The organism is Rhodococcus sp. I2R (assembly GCF_020889545.1).
Lineage (GTDB): Bacteria > Actinomycetota > Actinomycetes > Mycobacteriales > Mycobacteriaceae > Rhodococcoides.
Genome location: NZ_JAHUTG010000004.1, coordinates 202,039 through 226,561, shown reverse-complemented (window position 1 = coordinate 226,561; position 24,523 = coordinate 202,039). Strand labels below are relative to the sequence as shown.

At 63.9% G+C, this 24,523-nt stretch carries 20 protein-coding genes, 1 tRNA gene, 1 pseudogene and 1 CRISPR repeat array; of the genes and pseudogenes, 16 read left to right on the top strand and 6 right to left on the bottom strand.

Going from position 1 to position 24,523, the window contains the following annotated elements; all coding sequences use genetic code 11:
- The first annotated feature begins 51 nt into the window (after positions 1-51).
- From KVY23_RS05710 to KVY23_RS05665, 10 genes are all read left to right on the top strand, one after another.
- On the top strand, positions 52-1,821 hold the full coding sequence (locus KVY23_RS05710) for a hypothetical protein (protein WP_230555650.1): 1,770 nt from the start codon (positions 52-54) through the stop codon (positions 1,819-1,821).
- Positions 1,818-2,525: a hypothetical protein gene (locus tag KVY23_RS05705; RefSeq protein ID WP_230555649.1), complete on the top strand. Its 708-nt coding sequence runs from the start codon at positions 1,818-1,820 to the stop codon at positions 2,523-2,525. The genes KVY23_RS05710 and KVY23_RS05705 overlap by 4 nt, the downstream gene beginning before the upstream one ends.
- Positions 2,522-4,168: a hypothetical protein gene (locus KVY23_RS05700; protein WP_230555648.1), complete on the top strand. Its 1,647-nt coding sequence runs from the start codon at positions 2,522-2,524 to the stop codon at positions 4,166-4,168. The genes KVY23_RS05705 and KVY23_RS05700 overlap by 4 nt, the downstream gene beginning before the upstream one ends.
- Positions 4,165-5,670, top strand: coding sequence for an RAMP superfamily CRISPR-associated protein (locus KVY23_RS05695; protein WP_230555647.1), 1,506 nt, complete (start codon positions 4,165-4,167; stop codon positions 5,668-5,670). The genes KVY23_RS05700 and KVY23_RS05695 overlap by 4 nt, the downstream gene beginning before the upstream one ends.
- Positions 5,667-6,269: a hypothetical protein gene (locus tag KVY23_RS05690; RefSeq protein ID WP_230555646.1), complete on the top strand. Its 603-nt coding sequence runs from the start codon at positions 5,667-5,669 to the stop codon at positions 6,267-6,269. The genes KVY23_RS05695 and KVY23_RS05690 overlap by 4 nt, the downstream gene beginning before the upstream one ends.
- A gap of 40 nt (positions 6,270-6,309) precedes the next feature.
- A complete protein-coding gene (locus KVY23_RS05685) occupies positions 6,310-8,700 on the top strand; it encodes an RAMP superfamily CRISPR-associated protein (RefSeq protein ID WP_230555645.1) in 2,391 nt (796 codons plus the stop codon).
- A gap of 50 nt (positions 8,701-8,750) precedes the next feature.
- Positions 8,751-10,994, top strand: coding sequence for a hypothetical protein (locus KVY23_RS05680; RefSeq protein ID WP_230555644.1), 2,244 nt, complete (start codon positions 8,751-8,753; stop codon positions 10,992-10,994).
- 125 nt (positions 10,995-11,119) lie between these two features.
- Positions 11,120-11,863 (top strand): hypothetical protein, encoded by a 744-nt coding sequence (locus KVY23_RS05675; protein ID WP_230555643.1) that lies wholly within the window; start codon positions 11,120-11,122, stop codon positions 11,861-11,863.
- 71 nt (positions 11,864-11,934) lie between these two features.
- Positions 11,935-12,294 (top strand): hypothetical protein, encoded by a 360-nt coding sequence (locus KVY23_RS05670; RefSeq protein ID WP_230555642.1) that lies wholly within the window; start codon positions 11,935-11,937, stop codon positions 12,292-12,294.
- A gap of 26 nt (positions 12,295-12,320) precedes the next feature.
- Entirely contained in the window at positions 12,321-12,662 is a 342-nt protein-coding gene (locus KVY23_RS05665; RefSeq protein WP_230555641.1) for a hypothetical protein, read from the top strand.
- A gap of 23 nt (positions 12,663-12,685) precedes the next feature.
- Here KVY23_RS05665 and KVY23_RS05660 read toward each other — a convergent pair whose 3' ends face one another.
- A complete protein-coding gene (locus tag KVY23_RS05660) occupies positions 12,686-12,844 on the bottom strand; it encodes a hypothetical protein (protein ID WP_230555640.1) in 159 nt (52 codons plus the stop codon).
- Positions 12,845-12,927: 83 nt separating this feature from the next.
- Between KVY23_RS05660 and cas1 the strand changes: the two are divergent.
- Together cas1 and cas2 are read left to right on the top strand one after the other, a co-directional pair.
- Positions 12,928-13,671: pseudogene (cas1, locus tag KVY23_RS25260) on the top strand (CRISPR-associated endonuclease Cas1); the annotation flags it as partial.
- A 223-nt stretch (positions 13,672-13,894) separates the two neighbouring features.
- A complete protein-coding gene (gene cas2 / locus KVY23_RS05655; RefSeq protein ID WP_230555639.1) occupies positions 13,895-14,173 on the top strand; it encodes a CRISPR-associated endonuclease Cas2 in 279 nt (92 codons plus the stop codon).
- A 37-nt stretch (positions 14,174-14,210) separates the two neighbouring features.
- A CRISPR array of direct repeats spans positions 14,211-15,010; the repeat unit is 36 nt; unit sequence GTTTCTGTGCCCGTAGGCATTGGTTCCGTCGGTGAC.
- Positions 15,011-15,340: 330 nt separating this feature from the next.
- Here cas2 and KVY23_RS05650 read toward each other — a convergent pair.
- Positions 15,341-15,413, bottom strand: a tRNA-Asn gene (locus KVY23_RS05650).
- A gap of 137 nt (positions 15,414-15,550) precedes the next feature.
- On the opposite strand from KVY23_RS05650, the gene KVY23_RS05645 reads away from it, so the two are divergent.
- Positions 15,551-15,799, top strand: a complete 249-nt coding sequence (locus KVY23_RS05645) for a hypothetical protein (protein ID WP_230555638.1) — start codon at positions 15,551-15,553, stop codon at positions 15,797-15,799.
- On the opposite strand, the gene dnaG is transcribed toward KVY23_RS05645, so the two are convergent.
- From dnaG to KVY23_RS05630, 3 genes are read right to left on the bottom strand one after another with little or no spacing between them, the layout of a single operon-like run.
- Positions 15,796-17,727, bottom strand: a complete 1,932-nt coding sequence (gene dnaG / locus KVY23_RS05640; RefSeq protein WP_230555637.1) for a DNA primase — start codon at positions 17,725-17,727, stop codon at positions 15,796-15,798. The genes KVY23_RS05645 and dnaG overlap by 4 nt on opposite strands.
- 55 nt (positions 17,728-17,782) lie before the next feature.
- Complete coding sequence (locus tag KVY23_RS05635) at positions 17,783-19,069, bottom strand: deoxyguanosinetriphosphate triphosphohydrolase (RefSeq protein WP_230555636.1); 1,287 nt, start codon at positions 19,067-19,069, stop codon at positions 17,783-17,785.
- A 2-nt stretch (positions 19,070-19,071) separates the two neighbouring features.
- Positions 19,072-19,791, bottom strand: coding sequence for a YdcF family protein (locus KVY23_RS05630; protein ID WP_230555635.1), 720 nt, complete (start codon positions 19,789-19,791; stop codon positions 19,072-19,074).
- Positions 19,792-19,979: 188 nt separating this feature from the next.
- Between KVY23_RS05630 and KVY23_RS24865 the strand changes: the two genes are divergently transcribed.
- Entirely contained in the window at positions 19,980-22,016 is a 2,037-nt protein-coding gene (locus KVY23_RS24865) for a TPM domain-containing protein (RefSeq protein WP_268994756.1), read from the top strand.
- A 65-nt stretch (positions 22,017-22,081) separates the two neighbouring features.
- Here the strand turns inward: KVY23_RS24865 and KVY23_RS05620 are convergent, their stop codons facing one another.
- Positions 22,082-23,467, bottom strand: coding sequence for a glycine--tRNA ligase (locus KVY23_RS05620; protein ID WP_075840425.1), 1,386 nt, complete (start codon positions 23,465-23,467; stop codon positions 22,082-22,084).
- A gap of 215 nt (positions 23,468-23,682) precedes the next feature.
- Here KVY23_RS05620 and KVY23_RS05615 point away from each other — a divergent pair, with 215 nt between their 5' ends.
- Together KVY23_RS05615 and KVY23_RS05610 are read left to right on the top strand one after the other, a co-directional pair.
- Entirely contained in the window at positions 23,683-24,078 is a 396-nt protein-coding gene (locus KVY23_RS05615) for an ArsR/SmtB family transcription factor (protein ID WP_371829763.1), read from the top strand.
- Positions 24,079-24,083: 5 nt separating this feature from the next.
- On the top strand, positions 24,084-24,521 hold the full coding sequence (locus KVY23_RS05610) for a Fur family transcriptional regulator (protein WP_230555634.1): 438 nt from the start codon (positions 24,084-24,086) through the stop codon (positions 24,519-24,521).
- Positions 24,522-24,523: the final 2 nt, after the last annotated feature.

Sequence of the window (24,523 nt, the reverse complement as noted above, 5' to 3'; positions counted from 1 at the left end):
GCGACCGACCCGGGAGGACCGCAGTTGCGCCAGTGGTACATCCACGTCGACTTGACCGGAATACAATCCTACGTCTACCGGTCCCGCACGCTTCTCGACGGCATCGGACGTGCCGCGCAGATCGAGGACCTCACCGATCCGGCCTGGCTCGAAAGCCACCACATTCTCGAGTCCGGTCAGCACCTCGTCCATCGTGGTGCCGGAGCGATAACATTCGGCGTCGACGACACCTCGTCAGGTGAGAGCGAGGTGCCCCCGGAAACCGTTCGCACCCTCGTGAGCCGCTATACCCGCGCTGTTTTCGATGTATCCGACGCGCTCTCCCCGGTGGTAGCGATCCAACTCGTCCCCGATAAGCAGGCCCCGCATGACGCGCTCGACCTGGCAGCGAAGTTGCTCGTCGCGGCCCGCCACACCACGCTCCCGCACCTGGCCGGGGCTCTTCCACATGCCGCTGTGGCCTGCACGATCACAGGAGTGCCCGCCACCACCGAAAGACGCAGACCCGACGGCACCGTTGTTCCGGTCGCCGACGAAGCACTACGCGCCCGCAGCCGCGGAAGAGACTGGCACCGCGAGCGGCAGGAGCAATGGCTTTCCGCCGCACCACTGCCTAGCGGCCTCGAATTTGCCCTCCCTACAAGCATCGACGCACTCGGGCGCAGCGAATCGGTGACCAGCCACATCGCAGTACTCGTCATCGACGTCAACGACCTCGGAGCAATACTCGCCTCGGTTGAACATCGTGACACCGCGACCGTCGCCGACGCCCTGCGCGGCCTCACCAACGGCATGGTCCAAGCGATGATCGACCGCGTCGCTATTGCAGTGACCGTTCGTGAGGAACCGGACGGCACTGCGGTCCCCTGGGTCAGCGGAGCGCCGGTCGCTCTCGAATTCCCATTGCACCGCTCGGACAGCGACGGAATAGACGAGATCGATGACGTCGACGCCAACGACGCAAGAAAGTGGTTGCTCCCGATACGCCCTTGGGTAACGGCCGGTGACGACGTGGTCCTGGTCTGCGAGTCGCGCATCGCTTGGACCCTCGCCGCCGCTGTCATCGACTGGCTCGACTCTGCCGACACCGCGCACACAGATGAACACGACCCGCGCACCCGGTTGCGCAAGGCGTCCCCGGTCTTCGGTCGCGACGACCATCTCGCTGTCACCGTAGGTATCGGAATCGCTGTCGTACCGGTCGGATACTCATTGGCTGCAGCACACGACCTCGCTGCCGGGTTGTGCACCTCCGCGAAACAGACACGGCGCTTGCACCACAGCACCGATGGTGGCCACATCGTCGACTGGTACCGGGGCACCGCCGACCCTGCCGTCGTGTTGTCCGATCGCGCGGATCCAGGCGGCGGGCTTCGCCCCTATCACTCGCCCCCGCCGTGGCAGCCTCACCGAAGCAACTCGGCGACGTGGGAGCATCTTCTCACTGCACTCGACCCCGCCCGCACCGATGGGATACGCGGCACCGGGACCTGGGCGGACCGTCGTAGCTGGGTCAAGACAGATCTCCGTGCCGCCGCACTCGCCAGCGACCCCACGACCGAATCCCTCGACGGGGTCATCGCTGCGAAGATTGCCCGTGAAGTCGCGCTCACCGGCACGACCCTGCCGACTCCTCGGCTCCTACTCGCACCGGTCCCACCGACCTGGGCGCCCAAAGGAAGCATCGTCGTCGACGTGATCGATCTGCTCGACGACCACCTGATCCTGACCGACCACCGACTCGATCCCGCACCGCAGAAGGACCCGGCGGAACAGGATCATCCGGCCGCGCAGAACCATCTCGATGAGGCTCAGTCATGAGCGAAACCGAAGTCGAACAACCACGCTCGGTCCCGGCCGAGCTGACCATCCGTCTGCTGACCCCGGCGCAGATCGGAATCGCTACCACTGATCCGCTCGACGTCGACCTGGACGTCGTCGTCGACGACACCGGGCTGCCGTACATCCCTCGCCATCGCATCGCCCAACGGCTGCGTGAGGTGGGCTCCATCGCCGCCCTGTCCGATGCCAACGCTGTTGGCGCGACCACCAGACTGCTCGGAGCCGCCCGATCGACCACTGGGCGCCGACTTCTGCGAATCGGACATGCTCACCACCCCACGGACGTCCGGATCACAGTGGCGCGATCGGTTGCCGCCGACCGTGGCACCCACGGTGCGGCAGCGCGACTGCACACTCGAATTCGTGACGCCTACACCACTATTGTCACCTCGACGCAGATCAGTGACGACGGCGCACCCACTCCTGGCACGCTCCGCACTGTCCGAGCCGTCCGCGCCTCGCTGATTCTCCACGCCCCGCTGCAGTGGCTCGCGCCCCCGACCGAAGCCGACGTCACCCACCTGGCTCGGTTGTGTGTATTCCTCGATCAGATCGGAGCCGGTCAGAGCCGAGGCCCCGGACAGATCGAATGTGCGCTCGACTGCGACCGCGAACACACCGTCGCACTGGCTTTTCCCACCACGCCTACCGTCACCACAGCACTCGGCGGGAGTACCCGATGATCACCTTCCTCGATGTCACATTCGCCCTACGCGAACGGGCACTGCTCAATCCCAGCGCACGCGGAGTTGCGCCGCGCACCAGCCACGAGATTCCCGGTGCAGCTCTGCGCGGGATGATTGCCAGCGCTTGCACACAGGACGAGCTGAGCATTCTCGTCGCCAACGAAGGAGTCTGGTGTGCACCGGCCCTACCGCTTTTCCAACCCACCAACACTCCGGTGCTCGCGTACCCTGCTGCCCGCAGCACGCTCGTCGATAACACTGTCGGCGCCCGCCACGGCACCATCCATGACGCACGCGACCTTCCGAACCTCACCGATGTCACCGACTGGACCACACCCGCCGGCCCCACCATCACCGACCGCGGCACCCTACGCCCAGCACCGACCCCAACCACCGTCATCGACCGGATGCGCCGTAGTGACACCACCGACACCACTGCACGCTCAGGACCATTCACCGAAACGGTGCTCGCACCAGGTACCGAATTCAAAGCGACTTTCCGTATCGTCGACGAACGCGCGCCCGACATCCTGATCGAAGTCCTGAACCGCAGCACACTGACCGTCGGCGCCAGCTCCGACGGTGCATACGGCGGGGACCTCGTGGTCCTCGGTCACCGCGTCCACGAGCACCCCTGGCCTGAGCCCCAGCGAAACACGGCTGAGGGAGAAACCCTCGACCTGGTGTTGGTCACCCCTGCACTGGTCCGCAGCTCATGGACCGGCGACTACGATCCATCCGCAGTCGGCGACGCGCTCGTCGAGTCCATCGACCGCCATACCGCAACCGACGGTGCCGCCCACCCTGCAAGGCCCGCTTCGGTCGCTGCGACCCGCGTCGGCGGCTTCAATCGAATGTTCGGTGGGCCTCGCCCAGAACACTGGGCGGCCGACGCAGGCAGCGTCGTCTCGATTACCACCACCATCGACATCGACGCGGACACCTGGACCGCGATACTGACCAATCGCATCGGTGACCGCCGAGCCGACGGATACGGACTTGTGCGCATGAGCACCCCCGCGACGCGGGCGACCACCATGACCGTCCCCACTCACCGCAGTGGTACTGCGGCCGTGCGGCTGCCCGACGGGACTCCCATCGCCGACGACACACCGGTATCCAACACGCCGGCAGTGCAGTCGCTGCAGGACCGCCTTTTCCGTGGTCATGCAACACCCCGCATCACCGACGATGCGCGCGTGATCGCACGTACCGCCACCTCACCGCCGTCTCGGCACACTCTCTCCCGGCTGCTCGCGGCCCTTCCCAGCCCCAATCCCGACACCGATACCGCGACTGCTGAACTGGACACGCTCATCCGCACCATCGCTTCCTTCCCTGACCGCGGAGTCGCACACAGTTCCCTGATCCGCTGCAGGCTTCGCGTCGACCCGTGGGCCCTGCCTTCCGGCACCACCACGCCGAACACCATCACCCTGGCCCGGTGGATCGCCGACGCATCCCAACCGAACGGCACCGCCCCTCTCGATCCCTACGACCTGGTCGATGTAGCCCTCATCACGGACACCACCGCCAACGACACTGCCCAAGACTGGATCAAAAACCACCGACCCCTCCTTGCCCATCTAAAGGTGCGCCGCTTACTGCGCGCGCTCCGTACCAGCGAGGCAACTTCATGACCGCCGCAGGCCCGGTGATAGTCCACGTCCGAGCACGCGTGCACCTACGTAGCGACACCACGCTGTCCACGGGACGCGGCACCGCCGGTGCAGAACTCGTCCGAGACGGCTCCACCGGGCGACCAATATGGCTGGGCACCAGCCAAGCCGGGCTCCTGAGACATCACCTACAAGCCGTCGCCGGACTCGATGTGGCGAACCGCCTGTTCGGCACCGGTGACCGACCCAGCACCGTCCATACGTTCGACGCAGTCGCCCACAACCCCGAGCAGGTCACCCCGGCCATCGGATTTCGTACCGGTAATCGCACCGATCCTGCCACTGCTACCGTGGCCCCCGGCGCAGTGTTCACCGACGAGGTCCTCCAACCACCAGCCGCGTTCGACTGCGAGTGGGCCCTGCATATCGACTCCACGCGCGCCGACGCCGCCCACTGGGTCGCCGCGTTCGCTGTCGCGCTGACGGGTCTGACCAACGGGTCCATCACATTGGGGATGCGCAGCGGGCGAGGCCGTGGCAGCGTCTTGGCCGACTCGTGGACAATCACCGTCCACGACCTGCGGACAGCTCACGGTGTACGCGGATGGTTTCTCCGAGACCGCGTCGATCCCGGCCGCGATCTCACAGCCGAGAACTCCGAGATCAGGACTGCCCTCGATTCCGCGTGCGCCGCGGCGCCGAAACCGGCCCGCATCACCGGTGTTGCCGACGCATTCGACTCGATCGACGCAGCCGACCGCCGCAACCAACTCACTCTCACCATGACGCTCGCATCTCGAGAACTGTTGGCCAACAATGCTTCACACCCTGCAACGTTGCTGCACGGCTCCCCGCCCGACCCCGCACGCGCTGACCTCGGCACTGCCGAACGCCCGCTGCCCGTGCAGCGAGCGCCGTTGCACCGTCCCCGAAGCGGCGGCGACCCTGTAAGTGTCGACTCCGGTACAGCACTGCACAATTGGTTCGCACGGCACGCCCGATGGATCCTCGGCGCTCTTGCCGCCGACTCCACCGACCCCGACGCGTCACAGACGCGAGCGGAAGCGCTCCACGCCGAGCTGTTCGGAGCACACGGTTCCACGGCGCGCCCATCACGAGTGCGAGTTGACGAGCCACCGCTGGTAGGCGGAACAGTCGAGACCCTCCCACGCGTGCGAATCAACCCACTCACCCTCGGGTCGGTCGAAACAGCGCTGTTCGCCGACCGCGTCCTTGTGGGCGCCACATCGACAGCCACCGTGAGGATCCGCTGCACCGAAGACATACTCGACGTCACCACAGGCTTGTTCGCGTTGATTCTGCGCGACCTCACCGACGGCCACGCACCTCCCCTCGGCGGTGGTGTCAGTGTCGGTCACGGCCGCCGCATTCTGACCGCCGCCACCATCACCGGGCCGCGGGAGATGTTCCCTACCTGGGAACGGTTCCGAGACTCCACTTCCCGTGTCGCCGCAGTCACCGCACTGATCGACTTCATCGACCGAGGCCAGGAGATACCGTGACCACGCCCACCATCACAGGCCTACGACTGACCACCGTCGCACGGGATCAGGTCCTCACTGCCCTCACCACGGGCGCTGCGCCGACGCCGCCGGATACCGACAACATCGACGGAGCGGGTGCCGCACCGACGTGGTGGATGATCGCCGAACGCCCCGGTGACGGTTATACCGTCGGCCGGCTCGCACCCGGCGACAGCTGGCATTTCGCCGACACCTTCGGAGCACCTGCACGATTCGACCCCTCCACGTTCATGCACCTACGCATCTTCACCAGTGGCACAGAATGTCTCGTCGTCGGCGTCGACACGCCGGCCGTCTGGCGAACCGCCATAACCACTGAACCGAACACCCCCACCACACCGCGCATTCGAAGGGTGCTGCTCGAGCAATCCAATCGGCCCTCTGTCGCTGCCTACCCCCAGAACAGTCCCGCGGTCACCGTCATCGTCGATCCCGCCACCGGCAGGAGAACTGTTGTACCCGAACCACGCAGCAGCACTGCGCCACTGACGCTGACCATTCGGGAACACTTCGCCGCAGACCCGAGAACCGGCGCCGTCCGCGTTGCCGCCGTGTGCTTCGACCACTACACCGCCTGACGCGGACCGACCACACTTCTTTACGACCGGAAGGCGAATGATGACCGCCCCCTACACCTTCATCCCGTTCACCCCACCGCTGCCCTCCGTTGCTCTCGACGTCGACCGCTCGAGTGCACGACACGACCGCCCAGTGACCGGCCGACTCAGCGGGCACATCGATCTCACCATCACCGCACTGAGCCCGGTGTTCATAGGTTCCGCCGAGCGCGAGGAACGCCACCTCACACTCGGTGGACACCCCGCCATCCCCGGATCGACGCTCAAAGGTCTACTCAGGTCGACACTCGGTTCGATGATCGGAACAAACATCGGCTCACAACCGGAAGGGCAGAAGCACTTTTGGTACCGCAATCCCGTTGAACCCCGAGTCAACAGGCGTACGGACACAGCATTCGAGCGCGCCGACAAGGCCCGAATCGCCGCACTCGCACAGCGCTATCACAAGCGCCGCGACGGCCAAGGCGCGCCCGGTAGACAGAGAATCGGGCTGCTCGTTGCCCGCGAAGACGGACGCTACGAGGTCATCGAGAGCGCCCGATTGCGGCTGAAGCTACCCGAGCACGTCCGCAGCTCTCACACCACTCACTACGCGTCGATCCCGAAGGTCCGCCGCGCCGTCCTCTCGCGCGACCTCGGAATCGGAACGTTCGAGGCATCGAATGAGACATTGCGCCACATCAACGACCGGCTGATCCACGTCGTGTGGGCAGCGGTATGGGCGCGCGGAGCAGACTTTAAACAAAGAAATGATTGGGTGGCGCGACCACGGACGATGCGTTGCGTACCGTATGCGGTCGGGTCCACCGCCAAGCATGCCCAACAGAATGCTCTTGCTCGGCTGCGGACCGACCGCACCAACGAATCGGTGCCCGCCGACTGCATCGATGCGGAAACGGCGTTCGACAGTTTCCTCGATGAGTACGGGTTCGAGGATGGCCGAACCGGAAATCCGGACACCGCCGAGATGGTCCTTCACGCCACCGGCCTAGTTCACGATGGCAATACGTCCACCGTGCACGCCTACCTGTTCAGCATTCCCGGCACCTACGCTGACGACTGGATCGCCGACACGTGGATCGCGGATGAAACCAAAGCCAACAAAGGCAATAGCCAACGTCGCGATACCCTCCGAGTACCGCCGGAAGTCGTCAGGACGCTCGATGACCCCGACCAACTTACCGAGTACCAGAACGCGCTTCCCGACTGGAAGCAGTTGGCCGACATGCACGGTGCGGGTGCCGAGGGTCTGCCAGTGTTCTTCGACACCGCCACCCACGACGTCTCCGGCCGAACAGTCGAGGAGGTGGTCCGAATCGGCCGCGCAGGCGGCTTTCGAATCCCTGCCAGCGGCACAGTCCTTCAGACCGTTCCCCCGTACGTGCACCACCGACCTGGCAAACTCGCCGACGAAGGAGCTGACGCCGTCCAGGCTTTGTTCGGCGACGTCGACGGCACCGACGCGATCGCGGCACGAGTGCACTGCGGACACGCTCTATCCGACTTCGGCAGTGCCACAGAACTGAGCAGGGCAGCGATTCCGTTGTTGAGCCCGAAAATTCAGGCCTGGCATACCCGGTTACGGCAACCAGCATCGGACACACCTTCGGGGCAAGTGACTTACGACATCGAAGGAGATATGTCCTATCGTGGCCGAGAGGTCTATCTACATCGCTGGGACCAACCAGCCTCGGCAGGCCTCGAGGCGCACGCCAGTGAATGGACAAAGGCAGTCACCGCCCACGCCGAGATTGCTCCAGAAGGTGCAACCAACACCGGTGAGAGCACCGATACCACCATTCGCCCCGTCGCGCCCGGCACCGTCTATACCGGCCGGATCACTTTCGTCAACCTCACCAGCGCCGAACTCGGCGCACTGCTCACCGCCATCACTCTCGCCAACCCCGCCAGCACCGGCAGTCCGGAACCAGTCAGAGCCCACAAAGTCGGCGCCGCCAAGCCCCTCGGCCTCGGATCAGTACATCTTGTTCCGCAACTTTTCCTGCGAGGCACTCGCCGGTACCGATGGACGGACCAGTCCGACATGCCAGCACCGAACCCGGCAGACCACTCTGTGTATGTCGAGGCGTTTCGCGAGGCGCTGAGAATCCACCACGGCGGAGACAGCAACTGGGTGAGCGCTGCAGACCATGAAAAATGGCCAGCCACCATCGCCGCGGTCTTCCGCGCAGCCCAGTGGGCCCAACGTCCTCCCCGACACGCCACCCGAGAAATGACGGTGAAAGAGCATGCCGCGCGCCGGGTACCCCGGCCGCTGGAGACGCTGCCATTCACGGGACCACCGATACACCAACCCCCTGCCGTATCCAGCCCACCCACGAGTTCGGCGAAACCCACACCAGCCACCGCACCACGGAAAGTACCGACGAAAGCGCATCGACCGAAGCCCGGTGACCGCCGCCGCCGGTAGCAACCGCCACAACGGTGGCCCACTCCAGCGTCGTATGCAACTGTTACATCGTGAATGCGCCCCCCACGACGCTCGGCAACACCAGAACGTTGGTAGCGTCGGTCGGCACCAGTCCGTTGCCGATCGTGCTGTCGGTTAGAACCATCGTCCCGCAGAGGCTGATCCTGGTTCATTCGACCGCGACAAGAGCGGTAGCCGTACGTCTCGTGAGTGTGCTCAGTGACCTGGGGCAGTTCGACATCGAATTGGTCGATTGCGGGGAAGGGACATCGTTCGCCGACACGTACCGCTCGCTGACTGCCGCTAGCGGAGTGCCATCGTCGTTACGGTCCCTCCTCGACGGCATCCCCTACCTACTCGACTACACCGGCGGGACATCGGTGATGGTCGCCACGGCAGTCGCTGTCCATATCGAAGACCACCACGGAGATATCCCGAACCTGCGCTTCTACGTCGATGACACCACCGGCGTACTCGTCTCCGACGCAGGTGTCAGCTATCCCATCTCCGCAGACATCACGATCGGCGACAATGCCGCCCTGCACGGGTTCACCGTCGACGGCTGCTTCGCACCACCCGGCTACAGCCCACCTACCGATTCCGAAGTGGCGCCTGCCAGGAGTGAGATCGAGGCCCGCGCAACGCGGGGAGAGGACGAGGACGGCGTCCAAGATATTCCCTGCGTGAGAAACGCATTGGCTCGCCAGTTCACTGTCGTCGCTCCTGGTGAACAACCAGTGCACTCTGCCGAATTGGTCGCAGAGCGACTCGAGAAGGATCGAACGGCAGCAGGGTACGCACTCGAATTGATCACCTGTGCAGCCCTATTGCACGGTACGTGGGACGAAGTGGCTCTAGATGTCACGATCGGATACCCGATCGCCGCTGACGGCGCGCCCAAAGGCCCGGTCGCGCAATTCGACGCAATCGTTCGACGAGGACACCGCATCGTCACCATCGAGGTGAAGAGCTCGCAGAAGCACCTGTTCGAAAAAGCAGGATCCCGCTTGGCCGCGTCTGCACTCGTCTTCGGCGGAGCTACTCGCGTGTTGTCTGTATCCGGCGAGGCCGTTGCCAGCGAACACACCGCCCACCAGAGTTGGGCACCGATCCTCGCCGACCTCGTGCACTGGGACATCCACCATCTCGATATCGCCGACAACTCGTCCGATGCCGGAGAGAAGCTCGACAAAATTTTGCGTGTACTTTCTCGAAGTGATTCCCAAGCAAGAAAATTCGACTGGGATGAGCTAGCTCGGAACGTCGAGAGACTGCAGCGCGCTCGACGACCTGGACCACCTCGCTCGTTGGGTCAACCCTCTGCCGATACTTCACCATCATGGAACGAGCTACTGGCCTCCCACCCGCCTGCATACATTGCAACCGCACTCGGCAACAGTCCACTCGCCGTGTCGCGAGCACTGTCTTTGGGAATCAAGCAGAAGCTGGTCGGAACCACGAGTGCCCTGAACGCCTACAACAGTTTCGCTCCAGAGCAGGCTCAAACAGTGAGTCTCGGTGAGATACTCAGTTTCGAAACGGTACGAAGCACGCTCCACACAGCGCTGTCAACGGGCGCTGATCCTGCGGCATTGGTCATCACACCTTCAACGAAATCAACGACCTCGGCCATGGTCTCACTCGCCGCAGCCACGCATCACGACCTCGTCCACGTCGACGCGCTCCGCGATACCGTGCAGTCCTGGCGTCACGGATCAGGAACGCACCGCAGCACCGAACTATGGGCCACCCTCTCGGACCCCGCTTACGGCAGCTTCGATCATGACGTGCCCCACGGCGATTGGCTCACCGTTTACAACGACCGAATCAGTGGTACCAATAACCCGAGTCGTAGACCGAGCGCCGACCTGTTGATCACCGCATGCCAGACCGTCCGAGACGCATCTCCTGGCAGTCGCGTCGTCTACAGTCCCCAACCCGCAGCGCAATGGTGGTCGCCTGCTTTGCTCCTCGGCGGACGTCGACTCCTCGCTATCGTCCCCGTCGCAGGTGTCGGAAAGAATGCGCCGTGGGACATAGCTGCTGCACGGCAGATGCTCTACGCCGTCGACCAGCACGTCAACCGCCTCGCCGGCGACGTCGGAGCCCTGCTCGTCCTCCTGCCCACAGAAGAGAATCGCGACGACCGCACGGCGGAGAGGCTCGCCGTCGATACTCGATTGCTGCGTAAAACACCACAGCCGTGGATCGGATACTGGTCGCCCACAGAGCCCGACAAACCAATTATTGCCAAGACAACCCTCGAGGAGATCGCGGCATTTCTCCAAACCTGATCCCCCTCGCGCAGACAGCGGTGAAAAAGAGTCCTGCGCAAACGTCCGGCGGCTGACCGAGTGCTGGTGTCCACGACAACACATGTGCCCCACCATTCACCGGACATCAGGACAGGACCCACCCCATGCCATCGCTACGTCGCCGCCACAAAGTACCCACCGAAACAGGGCTGACCGAGGCACCTGAAACTGCCCATAGTCGACTCACTCGCCGCCGTTCGCAGCGGACCTTCTACGCCGTCACCCCGACCTACTGGGAACGCTACCTCGCCCGCCAGACGGGCCGACGTGACGGCCGGCGCGGGACCATCCCCGACCCGGAACACGGGCACACTGCCCACAGCCACGGCATCGAATCCAAGTTCCGGACCACCGCCGAGATCGAACAAATAGAGCTCGCTCGGATCCTCGCCAAGACCGACGAACGTCGCGAACGCCTTGCCACCGAACTCGACCTGCTTCACGTCACACTCGAGGCGGCTCTCGATCGGGCAACCAATGCTCCCGAGCCAGCCAGCGATCCACTCGTGCCAGCCAACGTCGACGAACGACGCCGACATAGAGCTCGAAAGCGTCTCGAACAGTCCGCAACCGCTCACCTCGACGCCACCCGTACACGGCAGCGCGAGCTCCAGATCGAAATCGCGGCTATCGATGTCCTCCGTTCCCATCAAATCCACGTCACCGATCACCGCATCCACTGCGATCAGATGAGCCGTCAACAACTCATCGACGTGTACTGGCGCTCCTACCTCCACACGCACCCAGAACAGGCAGACGTTCGAGCTGGGTATCCGATACCCCAACTCGCACTACCGGCCCTCGACGCCGTCGCCACCCACCACACATCGAACGGACGCAAGTCATGATCCGCAAACGACGACCCCGCACAAGGCCAATCGATGACCAGCGATACTCCACCCGCCCTGTCGATGCTCCGATGAGCCTGCCGCTGATTACCCTCGACATCCCCACCGAAGAACAGCTGCGCGCCGATGCCGCGCACTGGATCGACCAAGCTGTCGCCACAGGCGCCGTCGACGACGCCAACCGAGACCTACTCGACGACTGGTTCGACACCCGAAAAACCAGCGCGCTCACGGCACTTCGAGAACTCATCGACCAACAACGACGCGTCGACGACGCCCTCGTCGACGAAGCCAGCGAACACCACCATCGCGCGCACACCGAGCACAGCGCGCTCGACACCCAAGCAATCGCACATCGCTCTCGTGCGGCCGAGGTTCGCTGCCACACTCTCAGGCCTGACGAGCACTCCGATAGCAGTCCGACCATGTGAGCACTCAGAGAAAGGAGCCCTCGATCATGGGACATCTACTTTCTGCCGCGGCGGCCGAACAGAACATCCTCGACGCCTGGCAACGCACCTTGGACCGCTCGCATGCCGAGCACATTCCTGCACCCGAGGTCGAGAGATTCCGTTCCGAACTGCTACGCAATCTCGCCGCAATCAGCACTGCGCTGCGGACGATGGAGTGGACACCGCAACCGCTGCGGAAAGCAACGATCCCGAAGGTCGATGGCACGCGGACCCTGCATATTCCGACCGTGGCCGACCGTATCGCCGAACGTGCACTCGCCGCGTGCTCACTCGAGCCGTCGATCATCGACTCCAACCCGACAGCTATGCCTTCAGGCCCGGTCTAGGAATCGTCGACGCACGTGAGGCGCTACGAGCTCGAATAGATGCCGGCAATCGTTGGGTCGTACGCACCGACATCGCAGACTACCTCGACGGACTCGACCAAGAACTGTGGACCAACGGGGCAGACATAGTCCGATACGCCGACGACATCGCGTGCGCCGCCGATACCCCTCAGCGAGCTCACGACCATCTCGAATGGATCCGAACGGTCGCCGGCCGTAGGACACTGCAACTGAATCAAGCAAAGACCGCAGTCCACGATCGGCGCTTCGTGCCCGCGGCACCAAGTTCGTCATCACCGCCCCACAGCACCCTCCCGTGATACATCCGGCGTCGAGAACCCGCATGATCGTCTGCAACGACCGCACCATGCTCACCACCGGGGCACTGACACTCGCTGCTCGCAGCGGAGTCAACATCGCAGTTGTCGACCGCTACTCGGGCCTGACCGCATTCCTGAACACACCCCACGACCGCAGCACGATCAGACGTGCTCAGTACACCTATGTCGACGACCCGACGCACAGGCTCGACATCGCGCGACGAATCGTCGATGCGAAAGTCGCAAACAGCGTCACCCTGCTACGTCGCACACCTGCACGTTGGCAACGCATCCCCCTCGATACAGCCGTCCGACTCAACCATCCCCGAGTATCGGCACGCACAGCACCAACGCCAGCTGCGCTTCTCGGCATCGAAGGAAGCGCAGCGCGCCTCTACTTCCACGGCCTCAAAGCCTTGATACCCGAGGACTACTCCTTCACCGGCCGACGCCGTAGACCGCCCACCGACCCCGTCAACGCAATGCTGTCTTACGGCTACACAATTCGGCTCGCCGAGACGACACGCGCACTGGAACTCGCGTCACTGGACGCGACGATCGGATTCCTACACACACCGCACCGAGGGCGACCAAGCCTGGCGCTCGACCTCATGGAGGAGTTCAGAACCCTCATCGTCGACACCGCAGTCCTACGGATAATCGCCACTCACGCCGTCACGCCGGAAGGATTCGACACCCCCCACTGGCTGTCGCATGGACAAACCCACGAAACATGCCCTGATCACAGAAATCGAACGGAGACTATCAACCCAAGTCAAACACCCACACCATCAGCGCGCGATGTCATACAGGGACTGCCTCGGCGAACAGGCCCGCCTCATCGCCAGAATCGTCTCGACCCCCAATATCCACTACACGCCAATGCCATGGCGCTGACACAAGGAATCCGACATGACATATGCGCTCGCAATGTACGACATCGCATGCAACCGGCGCCGCGCACGACTGTCAGACCTTCTCATCGAACTCGGCCCACGAGTGCAGCAAAGCGTATTCGAACTCGACATCAATAAATCTCGCGACCTCGCAGCACTCCGATCGAGCATCACCAACGTCATCGACCCCGCCGAAGACCAAGTCCGCCTTTACCAACTCCCCGCCATCGCGCCACACCGCACCATCATCGGCAACCGCACATTCCAAGAACGAATTCCCTACCTAATCCTCTGACATACTCACCCCCGATCTCAGTTGCTCGTATTCGTTCCCTTTTGTGCCCGTAGGCATTGGTTCCGTCGGTGACTTACTCGTCGGTGACCTGAGACCAGAGCTCTAAGTTTCTGTGCCCGTAGGCATTGGTTCCGTCGATGACTCAATGCGCGTGGACTCGAAGGAAACAAGATGGGTTTCTGTACCCGTAGATATTGGTTCCGTCGGTGACATCAACCTCGCGAGAAGCAGCTGGAATACGGTCCACGTTTCTGTGCCCGTAGGCATTGGTTCCGTCGGCGACAAAGAAAGCGACAACTTATGTCTGCAGGTGTAGTTTCTGTGCCCGTAGGCATTGGTTCCGTCGGTGACAAATCCGGCAATCAGAAAGACTGAAAACATGATCGTCGTTTCTGTGCCCGTAGGCATTGGTTCCGTCGGTGACGTCTACTGCGAGGTGGTTCTATGTCAAATCGAATGTTTCTGTGCCCGTAGGCATTGGTTCCGTCGGTGACTGAAAGTGAGTAATTATGGATCGCAACGTCACAGTTTCTGTGCCCGTAGGCATTGGTTCCGTCGGTGACGAAAGATCGTGTCGAACGCGATCAAGTACTGGTTTCTGTGCCCGTAGGCATTGGTTCCGTCGGTGATCCAAGATCACCAAGGAGCGAGACGAGCTCAAGAGTTTCTGTGCCCGTAGGCATTGGTTCCGTCGGTGACTCCTACATCAGGAGAACCTATGAACAATCTACCGTTTCTGCGCCCGTAGGCATTGGCTCCGTCGGTGACGCGCGCCGGCGAACGGAGAGATCAGCAAGTTGAGTTTCTGTGCCCGTAGGCATTGGTTCCGTCGGTGACCCTACCCGATTTTTCGGCACTGTGACCAGCAGTTCCTTGCTCGTCTTGCACGCACCCCCTCTGCGTTGTCTGAGCCGCCCGGCCGACTTGGTTGACCCCACTTGACCTGGCGAAATGGCTGCACGCATCGTTTGTTGCACGGATCAATTTTCCGGGTGCGACCTGAACCCGTTCATACTGCCATCCCAATCGCGTCGAGCGAAGCCGTCGGATGCGTGCCCGTCAGCACCCGAGTCGGCATCTTGGGCGGAGAACGCGGCGCTCGACCCCTCGACGCAGAAAGACCCTCCAACCGCGCGATATGATCGCAGGTCAGAGGGTCTATCAGCGCTCCCCCGGCTGGACTCGAACCAGCAACCGTCCGATTAACAGTCGGAAGCTCTGCCAATTGAGCTACAGGGGATTACCTAGCGGCTCCGCACTCTCGTGCGGGCCGTGAGAAACAATAGCGCACACACCCATGGGAGTACCAAATCGCCCTGGTCGGGACGAGTCAGGCAGGATGGAGGTACGCCGTGATGTGTATTCAGGAGGACTTTGATGATTCGTTTGGTTCTGGCGGCCGGGGCCGCGTACGTTCTCGGAGCCAAAGCAGGCCGTGGGCGCTACGAGCAGATCCGCAAGACTGCTGCGGTGGTCGCGAGTAGCCCTGCGACGAAGAAAATTATCGAGGTGAGCAGGCAGAAGCTGTCGGATTCGTTGAACACGCAGCCGCGACTCGAACCGATGAAGCCCATCGACGACGAGACTCAGCTCTACGTTCCTCAGGATCAACTCCGGAGGCGTTAGCCTGCGGCGGAGTCGTCCTCGACGTTGCCGATGGCCTGCTCGAGCAGGCTGCGTCGATACTGTTCGAGGGCGATGACATCGCCGAGCAGCGCGTAGTACTCGTCCGGGTTCTCCTGCGGCGACATGCGCTGCATCTTGGATTTGAGCTCGGCCACCTGCTCCCCCACCCACACCTCCTGCAGACGCGCGAGAACGCCGCCGATGTAGCGCGTGAGAGCGATCTCCGACACCGGAATGTGCTCGACGGCCAGTTCCATCACCAGAGACTTCACCACCGGCGTCTGAGCCTTCCTGGCGACGGCATCGACCCACTCACCTCCACCGAGCCCGGCAGCGGTACCGCCGGCAGCGATAACAGCTGCACTGACCGCCGCGTACGCGGCATGAGTGAACGTCTCCGGTGGCAGCGAATCGAACACCGATCCCGCGATCGCCGGATTCTGCAGCGCGGACTTGAGCGCCTCCCGCTGCGGCCAGAGCGCCGGGTCCTTCGGGTGCGGCCTGAGCGGCCCAGCGGGCACCTCGGTGCTCGGTGCCTGACGCTTCTCGAAGGGCACCCGCTTACCCTTCGTCTCGCCGCCCCCGCGGGCATTCTTCTTGGCCTCGTCGCGCACCCGGGCCAACACCATCGCGGTGTCGTCCCAACCGGTCCAACCGGCAAGTTGGCGAGCGTACTCGTCGCGCAGGGAGGTGTCCTTGATGCGTGCGACCACCGGGACCGTTCGCCGGAGCGCCTCGACGCGCCCCTCGGGTGTGTCCAGATCATGTTCGCTCAGCAGCGATTTGACGACGAAGGCAAACATCGGCGTACGCCGAGCCACCAGATCGCGCACGGAAGCATCACCGGATTTCTGACGCAGCTCGCACGGGTCCATACCCTCGGGCGCGATGGCCACGAAGGTTTGCCCGGCGATCTTCTGATCGCCCTCGAACGCCTTCATCGCCGCGGCCTGACCGGCGGCATCGCCGTCGAAGGTGTAGATCACTTCGCCGCGAAAGTAACTGTCGTCCATCATCAGTCGTCTCAGCATGGCCAGGTGGTCCTCGCCGAAAGCGGTACCGCACGAGGCCACAGCCGTCTTGACACCGGAGAGGTGCATCGCCATCACGTCGGTGTACCCCTCGACGATGACGGCCTGATGCGATTTCGCGATGTCCTTGCGCGCCATGTCGAGACCGAACAGCACCTGAGACTTCTTGTACAGCATGGTTTCCGGCGTGTTGATGTACTTGCCGGGCATGGTGTCGTCGTCGAACAGTTTGCGGGCGCCGAAGCCGATGACGTCGCCGCTCTGGCTTCGGATCGGCCACACGAGCCTGCGACGGAACCGATCGATGGGGGTGCCGCGCTTGCCGGGACTGGCGAGCCCGGCGTCGACGATCTCCTTCGATTCGAACCCGCGCCCCAGCAGATGTTTGGTCAGTGTGTCCCAGCCGTCGGGCGCGTATCCGCAGCCGTAGGCGAGCGCAGCTTGGCCGTCGAAGTTGCGTTCGGTGAGATAGTCCCGCGCGGCTTGGGCGTCGGGACCGCTGAGCCTGCCCGCGTAGAACTCCTGCGCTGCCGCGTTCGCGGCGATCAACCTCGCTCGCGTCCCTCGATCACGTTGGACCGATGGCCCTCCGCCCTCGTAGGTGATGGAGTAGTTCAGCCTGTCCGCGAGTTGCTCGACGGCCTCGACGAAGGAGATGTGTTCGATCTTCTGCAGGAACGAGTAGGCATCACCGCCCTCGCCGCAGCCGAAGCAGTGGAAATGCCCATGGTTGGGACGCACATGGAACGACGGCGACTTCTCGTCGTGAAACGGGCACAGGCCCTTCATCGAGTCGCCGCCCGCGCGCTTGAGCGAGACGTAATCGCCCACCACGTCTTCGATCCGTGTGCGTTCGCGAATGGCGGCTACGTCGCGTTCAGGTATTCGGCCGGCCACGAAGAGCAGTCTAGTCCCGAGCTAGACACCCTAGACAGCCCGTCGCCCTGCAGGATCAGCCCCAGCTGGCTTGAGCTCCCAGGCTGCGCTTGTCGATCAGTTCGAGCCTGCTCTCGGTGTACGAGGCGATCTGATCGACCACCACCCGGGTGCGCTCGGAGTCGCTGCCGGCGCGAGTGAAAGCGGGCACGAACACGGGGTCCAGCTCCCCCGGTGCCGAGCGCTGCAGCCACTGCGCAACCCGGTGAATGCGGTCCCGTTGCCGTTCCTGACGAATCTTGTGTCCGGCATCGGACATCACGTACCGCAGCGCCATCGTCTTGAGCAACGCCACCTCCGAGCCCACGATCGGCGGAATCACCAGATCAGCGTCGTACCTGGCCAGCGGATCCGTTCCCCACTTGCCCCGGGTGGCGTCGATGGCAGCGGTCGCGAATCTTCCGACCAGCTCACTCGTCAGGTGTTTGAGCGCCACCGAGGCTTCCAACGTGCCGTCGAATTGCCCTACGGCCTTGACCACGGGCATGAGGGACAGGCGGGTTGCTGCCTCGATGAGTTCGTTGGCATCGAGGTCCCGAAATTCCCGGACACCCAGCTCGGCGAGTTCGCGCTGATCGGCCGGATCGCCCAACGCCCGAAGATCGATCCGTGCGTCGATGACACCGTCTTCCACGTCGTGAACGGAATAGGCCACATCGTCGGCCCAGTCCATCGATTGCGCTTCCAAGCATCTACGACGGTCGGGGGCGCCGTCGCGAACCCACTCGAGGAAGGGCGCATCGTCGTCGTACGCGCCGAACTTCGCCCCGGGCGCCGGACGCAGCCACGGATACTTCGTCGCGGCGTCGAGGGACGCCCGGGTCAGGTTCAGCCCCACGCTGCGGCCGTCCCCGTCGAGAATCTTCGGTTCCAGCCCGGTCAGGATGCGCAGGTTCTGCGCGTTACCCTCGAAGCCGCCGCAGTCGGCGGCAACCTCGTCGAGCGCCCGTTCGCCGTTGTGCCCGTACGGGGGATGCCCGATGTCGTGCGCGAGCCCGGCGAGATCGACGAGGTCTGGATCGCAGCCGAGGCCCTCACCGATACTTCGACCGATCTGCGCCACCTCGAGCGAATGCGTCAACCGCGTCCGTGGAGTGTCCCCGTCTCGCGGCCCGGTGACCTGGGTCTTGTCGGCAAGTCTACGCAGCGCGGCGCTGTGCAGAACGCGCGCGCGATCGCGGGCGAAGGCGCTGCGGTGCGAGGCGTTCTCCCGGCCACCGTTTTCTCGCACGCTGTTGATTCCGGCTGTCTTGGACGATTCGAGAACGAATCGCTCGACGTCGTGTTCGGTGTAGTCGCTCATGGTCACTGACCTGCCGTGTACGCGAAGTCCGCGGTGAAGTGCGTCAGCTGGTACCAGAGCAGTGCACCGGTCTCACGGGCTATTCCGTGCGCCTGAGATTCACGGGTGTAGACCGCGGGCCCGGTTCGAGTTGGCGCCGTCCACGCATCGAGCCCGGCATCTCGCGCCATCGTTCGCGTGCGCAGCGAATGCCATGGGTCGCTCACCAGAACCACCGAGGACAGCCCGCGTGCGAGAAGCAACTCGCTCACCGCCTCGATGCTCTCCAAGGTGTCCGAACCTTGCTCGACAGCGACGATGTCCTCGGCCGGCACGCCCTGCTCGATCAGATAGTTCCGCCCGGATGCCGCCTCGGTGTACAGGTCACCTTCCTGCTTGCCGCCCACCGTGACCACCTCGGGGGCAACCCCCTGCTCGTACAGCGAGGCAGCCTGCGACAGCCTTGCCTCGAAGACCGTCGAGGGTGTGCCCGAGTACTGCGCCGCGCCGAGGACGACGATGGCATCGGCCGGGGAATAGTCGTCGATGCGCGCCACCTGCCACACCCGAACTGCTGTGCCGCCCACGACGATCAGCGCCATCAGCACGACCCCCGCGACGAGACGGACAGTCCATCGACCGAGCGTGCCGAAGAAGCCGAGCCGCTCCGGCTCGTGCTCGGTGTCCCCATGGGCCTCCCCGTATGGGTCGCCGTAGGGATCGCGGTCGAGAGTCGAGTTCACCCCACAAGTTTGCCAGCCGCGCACGACGGCGGGCATTGGGGCGCGCTCGAGCGTGGATCTGCGCCGTCCGAGAGCTGTGCGTGGTTGCACACAAGTTGCCTCGACAGGGCTGCTTGTGACCCCAGGACGCGACTTGTGTGCAGTCAGGACACATCGCCGCACCCTGCCTGCCGGTAGATTCAGTATTCATGGCAGTCGAACACGCACAGCCCGGATCCATTCACCCCCCGTTTCGGCGCCTTCTGGCATCGATCGCCCTCGGCTCGCTACTCGGGTTCGCAGTGCTCCTGGGTGCCGCGGGAACGGCGTCGGCCGAGCCACCGTCTCGCTTGGCAACGGAGATCACCGACACCGTGCAGGCCCTCGACGCGGGTGGCCGCGCGGACGTCGAAGCGTCGATCGACGACCTGTACGAGAGCAGCCAGCTTCGGTTGTGGGTGACCTATGTTGCCGACTTCGACGGGTTGTCACCCGAGCAGTGGGCAGTCAGCACTGCCGGCGCGAGCGACTTCGGACCTCGCGACGTGCTCCTGGCGGTGGCGACGGTGGATCGGGCGTACTACCTCGGCGTCAACACCTCACTGTCCCAGGTCTCCGCGAGCGAGCAGGAGAACATTCGAGTCAACGACGTCGAACCCGCTCTACGCGAAGAGGATTGGTCAGGCGCGGCCATCGCCGCAGCGGTCGCCCTCGAAGAGGCCTATTCCTCCAGCGGTGGCGGTTCCTCGGCTCCTCTGTTGATCGGAATCGGTGCGCTCGCAGTGGCCGGCGGCGGAGCCGTTTTCTACTCCTCCAGGCGAAAGAAAGCACGTATCGCAGCAGAGGTCGACGCGGTGGCCAAGATCGACCCGAGCGATCCGGTGGCACTGGCAAGCTTCCCCAACGACGTACTCGACACCCGCGCCAAGGAAATACTCGTCGAGACCGACAACGCGGTGCGTGCCAGCGCCGAGGAGCTCACGCTCGCGCGAGACGAATTCGGCGATTCCGCGGCTGCACCGTTCATCACGGCGTACGACAACGCCAAGAAGGCGCTGGCATCGGCCTTCGAGATTCGGCAGCGTCTCGACGACGCGATCCCGGAGACTCCTGATCAGCAGCGCGCAATGCTCATCGAGATCATCACCTCGTGTGGACAGGCAGACCGCGAACTCGATTCGCGCGTCGAAGAATTCGAGAGCCTGCGAGATCTGGTCGTCAACGCCGATGCACACCTCGACGAGCTGACCAGGGCCGTCGTGGAACTCAACGTGCGCATTCCGCAGTCCGCGGACACGCTCACCGAGCTGGAGTCCGAGTTCGCGGCAGCTGTGCTTCATTCGATCGCGGAGAACGTTTCCATGGCACGTGAAAGCCTGGAACTTGCCGAGGAGAACATCGCGGCCGGACGCAAGGCCGCCGCCCTCCCTCCAGGTAAGCAGGGCCCGGCCGTCGCGACGATCCGCACCGCGGAACGAGCAGTCGAGCAGGCGAAGGCGCTGCTGGATGGAGTCGATCATGCACGCGACGACATCCGGCACGCGATCGCCACCCTCCCCGAGGCGATCGCGGACGTGCGCCGCGACATCGAGGAGGCGCGTTCGTTGTCCGAGCACGGCGGTGCCGAACTCGAAGCCGCCAAGAACGCCGCCATAGCAGCGATGAAGAACGCCGAAGCGGCGCAAAAATCCGACCCCCTCGGCAGCTACAACGAGCTCGCCGCCGCGGATGCGGAACTCGAGCGGGTCATGGCCGACGCCTCCGCAGACAAAGTCGCGGAGGACCGGTTGCGTGCACGCCTGGCCCGTGACATCGCTGCGGCTCAGGCTCAGATCACCGCAGCCGCGGACTACATTTCGACGCGACGCGGCGGAGTGGGGGCGCAGGCTCGAACGCGTCTCGCCGAGGCCGAGCGTCATCTCGCGGCTGCGCTGCAGCTCGAGGACGAGAACTCCGACGAGGCGCTCAAGCATGCCCACGCGGCGGCGCAGCTGGCCACGCGTGCAACGCAGCTCGCCCAGGCCGACGTCCGAGATTGGGAGGACCGTCACCGCCCGCGCGGCGGCAGTGGCGGCGGGAACATCGCGGGGGCCGTGCTCGGTGGAATCCTCATCAACAGCGTCCTCCGCGGCGGCGGCAGTAGCGGTGGCGGCTTCGGTGGCGGAGGATTCAGCGGCGGCTTCGGGGGCGGCGGCGGAGGATTCGGCGGAGGCGGAGGTTTCGGAGGCGGCGGGGGCCGGTTCTGACCCACTGCCCCGTGTGTGCATGGTTACGTTCGGCGGTAACCATGCACACACGGGGGGTGTGAAGGTCAGGCGCCGAGCAGCCTGGTCGCGAGGTAACCCTCGACCTGATCGAGCGCGACACGCTCCTGCGCCATGCTGTCACGCTCACGGATCGTGACGGCCTGGTCGTCGAGGGTGTCGAAGTCGACCGTGATGCAGAACGGGGTGCCGATCTCGTCCTGGCGACGGTAGCGGCGGCCGATGGCTCCGGCGTCGTCGAATTCGACGTTCCAGTACTGCCGCAGCTGCTGCGCGAGATCCTTGGCCTTCGGTGTCAGATCGGCGTTGCGCGAGAGTGGCAGCACGGCCACCTTCACCGGCGCAAGTCGACGGTCCAGCTTGAGTACGACGCGCTTGTCCACGCCACCCTTGGCATTCGGTGCCTCGTCCTCGGTGTACGCGTCGACGAGGAACGCCATGAGCGAACGCGTGAGACCGGCAGCGGGCTCGATGACATACGGGGTGTAGCGGGTGTCGGTGGCCTGCTCGTAGTAGCTCAGGTCCTGGCCGGACGCCTTGGAGTGCACCGTGAGGTCGTAATCGGTGCGGTTGGCGACGCCTTCGAGCTCGCCCCACTCGCTGCCCTGGAAACGGAAGCGGTACTCGATGTCGACGGTCCGCTTGGAGTAGTGCGAGAGCTTCTCCGGCGCGTGCTCGTAGAGCCGCAGGTTCTCGGGATCGATTCCGAGATCGGTGTACCACTTCATCCGGTAGTCGATCCAGTACTGGTGCCACTCGTCGTCCTCGCCGGGCTTGACGAAGAATTCCATCTCCATCTGCTCGAACTCACGGGTGCGGAAGATGAAGTTTCCGGGGGTGATCTCGTTGCGGAAGCTCTTGCCGATCTGGCCGATGCCGAACGGCGGCTTCTTGCGCGAGGTGGTCAGGACGTTGGCGAAGTTGACGAAGATGCCCTGCGCTGTCTCGGGCCGCAGGTAATGCAGGCCCTCCTCGTTGTCCACCGGTCCGAGGAAGGTCTTGAGCAGCCCGGAGAAAGCGCGGGGCTCGGTCCACTGGCCCGGATCACCGGTTTCGGGATCGCGGATATCGGCCAGGCCGTTCTCGGGCGGGCGACCGTGCTTTTCCTCGTACGCCTCGATGAGGTGATCGGCGCGGTAGCGCTTGTGCGTGATGAGTGATTCGACGAGCGGGTCACTGAAGGTTTCGACGTGGCCCGAGGCCTCCCACACCTGGCGCGGGAGGATGACCGAGGAGTCGAGTCCGACGGTGTCCTCGCGGGTGGTGACCATGTTGCGCCACCACTGCTTCTTGATGTTCTCCTTGAGTTCGACGCCCAGCGGGCCGTAGTCCCAGGCCGACTTGGTACCGCCGTAGATCTCGCCGCAGGGGTACACGAGCCCTCGACGCTTGGCGAGGTTGGCGACGGTTTCGACTTTGGACTTGGGTGCCACTGGCGGAGCTCTCCATCTGGTGTTTTGTTCGAGGACAGGTGCGGGCAGATGCCACCGGTAGCCTATCGGGCGCGGCCCGTTTCTCCGAACACCCTCCGCTCGGTTGACATGCACAGCCATGCATATCAAAATGGAAGTGGTTTGCATTAACAGTCGCTGGACTACTGTGGGGCAGGCACCGAGCGCCGAATCGAAGGAGAACTCTGTTGGCAATTGTGGAGACAGACCCTTCCCCTGTCGGCGAGGACACTCACGACAGTCACACCCTGTCCAGCGACTCCGAACACGCACGTGATCCGTTCGTGTCGGCACCGCCCGCTCCCGTTCCACCCAAGGAAACTCTCACCGCCGCCGGTGACATCCTGCGCGCGCTCGCTGCCCCGGTTCGCATCGCGATAGTGCTTCAGCTTCGCGAATCCGAACGCTGCGTGCACGAGCTGGTGGGCGCGCTCGGCGTCACCCAGCCGCTGATCAGCCAGCATCTTCGGGTGCTCAAATCGGCGGGAGTCGTCCAGGGCGAGCGCAACGGCCGGGAAGTTCTGTACCGCCTCGTCGACGATCATCTCGCTCACATCGTCATCGACGCGGTCGCCCACGCAGAGGAAGGCTGAAGTCAGTGCCCGAGAAGTCGTCGACCGAAACCACCAGATCTCGCAAGCCCGTCGCCGTCGGCGTTCGTGCGACCAAGCAGCGCAGCGCGATCTCCGATCTGCTCGACGACATCGAGGAGTTCCGCTCCGCACAGGATCTGCACGACGAGTTGCGCAAACGTGGTGAGGGCATCGGCCTGACCACCGTCTACCGCACCCTGCAGACCCTCGCCGACGCAGGCACCGTCGACGTCCTACGCATCGACACCGGTGAGTCCGTCTACCGGCGTTGCTCGACCGGCCACCACCATCACCTGGTGTGTCGAGACTGCGGCTACACCGTCGAGGTCGAGGGCCCGACGGTCGAGCAGTGGTCACAGAACGTCGCCGAGGAAAACAAGTTCACCGACGTCAGCCACACTATCGAAATCTTCGGCACCTGCAGCGAGTGCAAGGCCAACTGAGC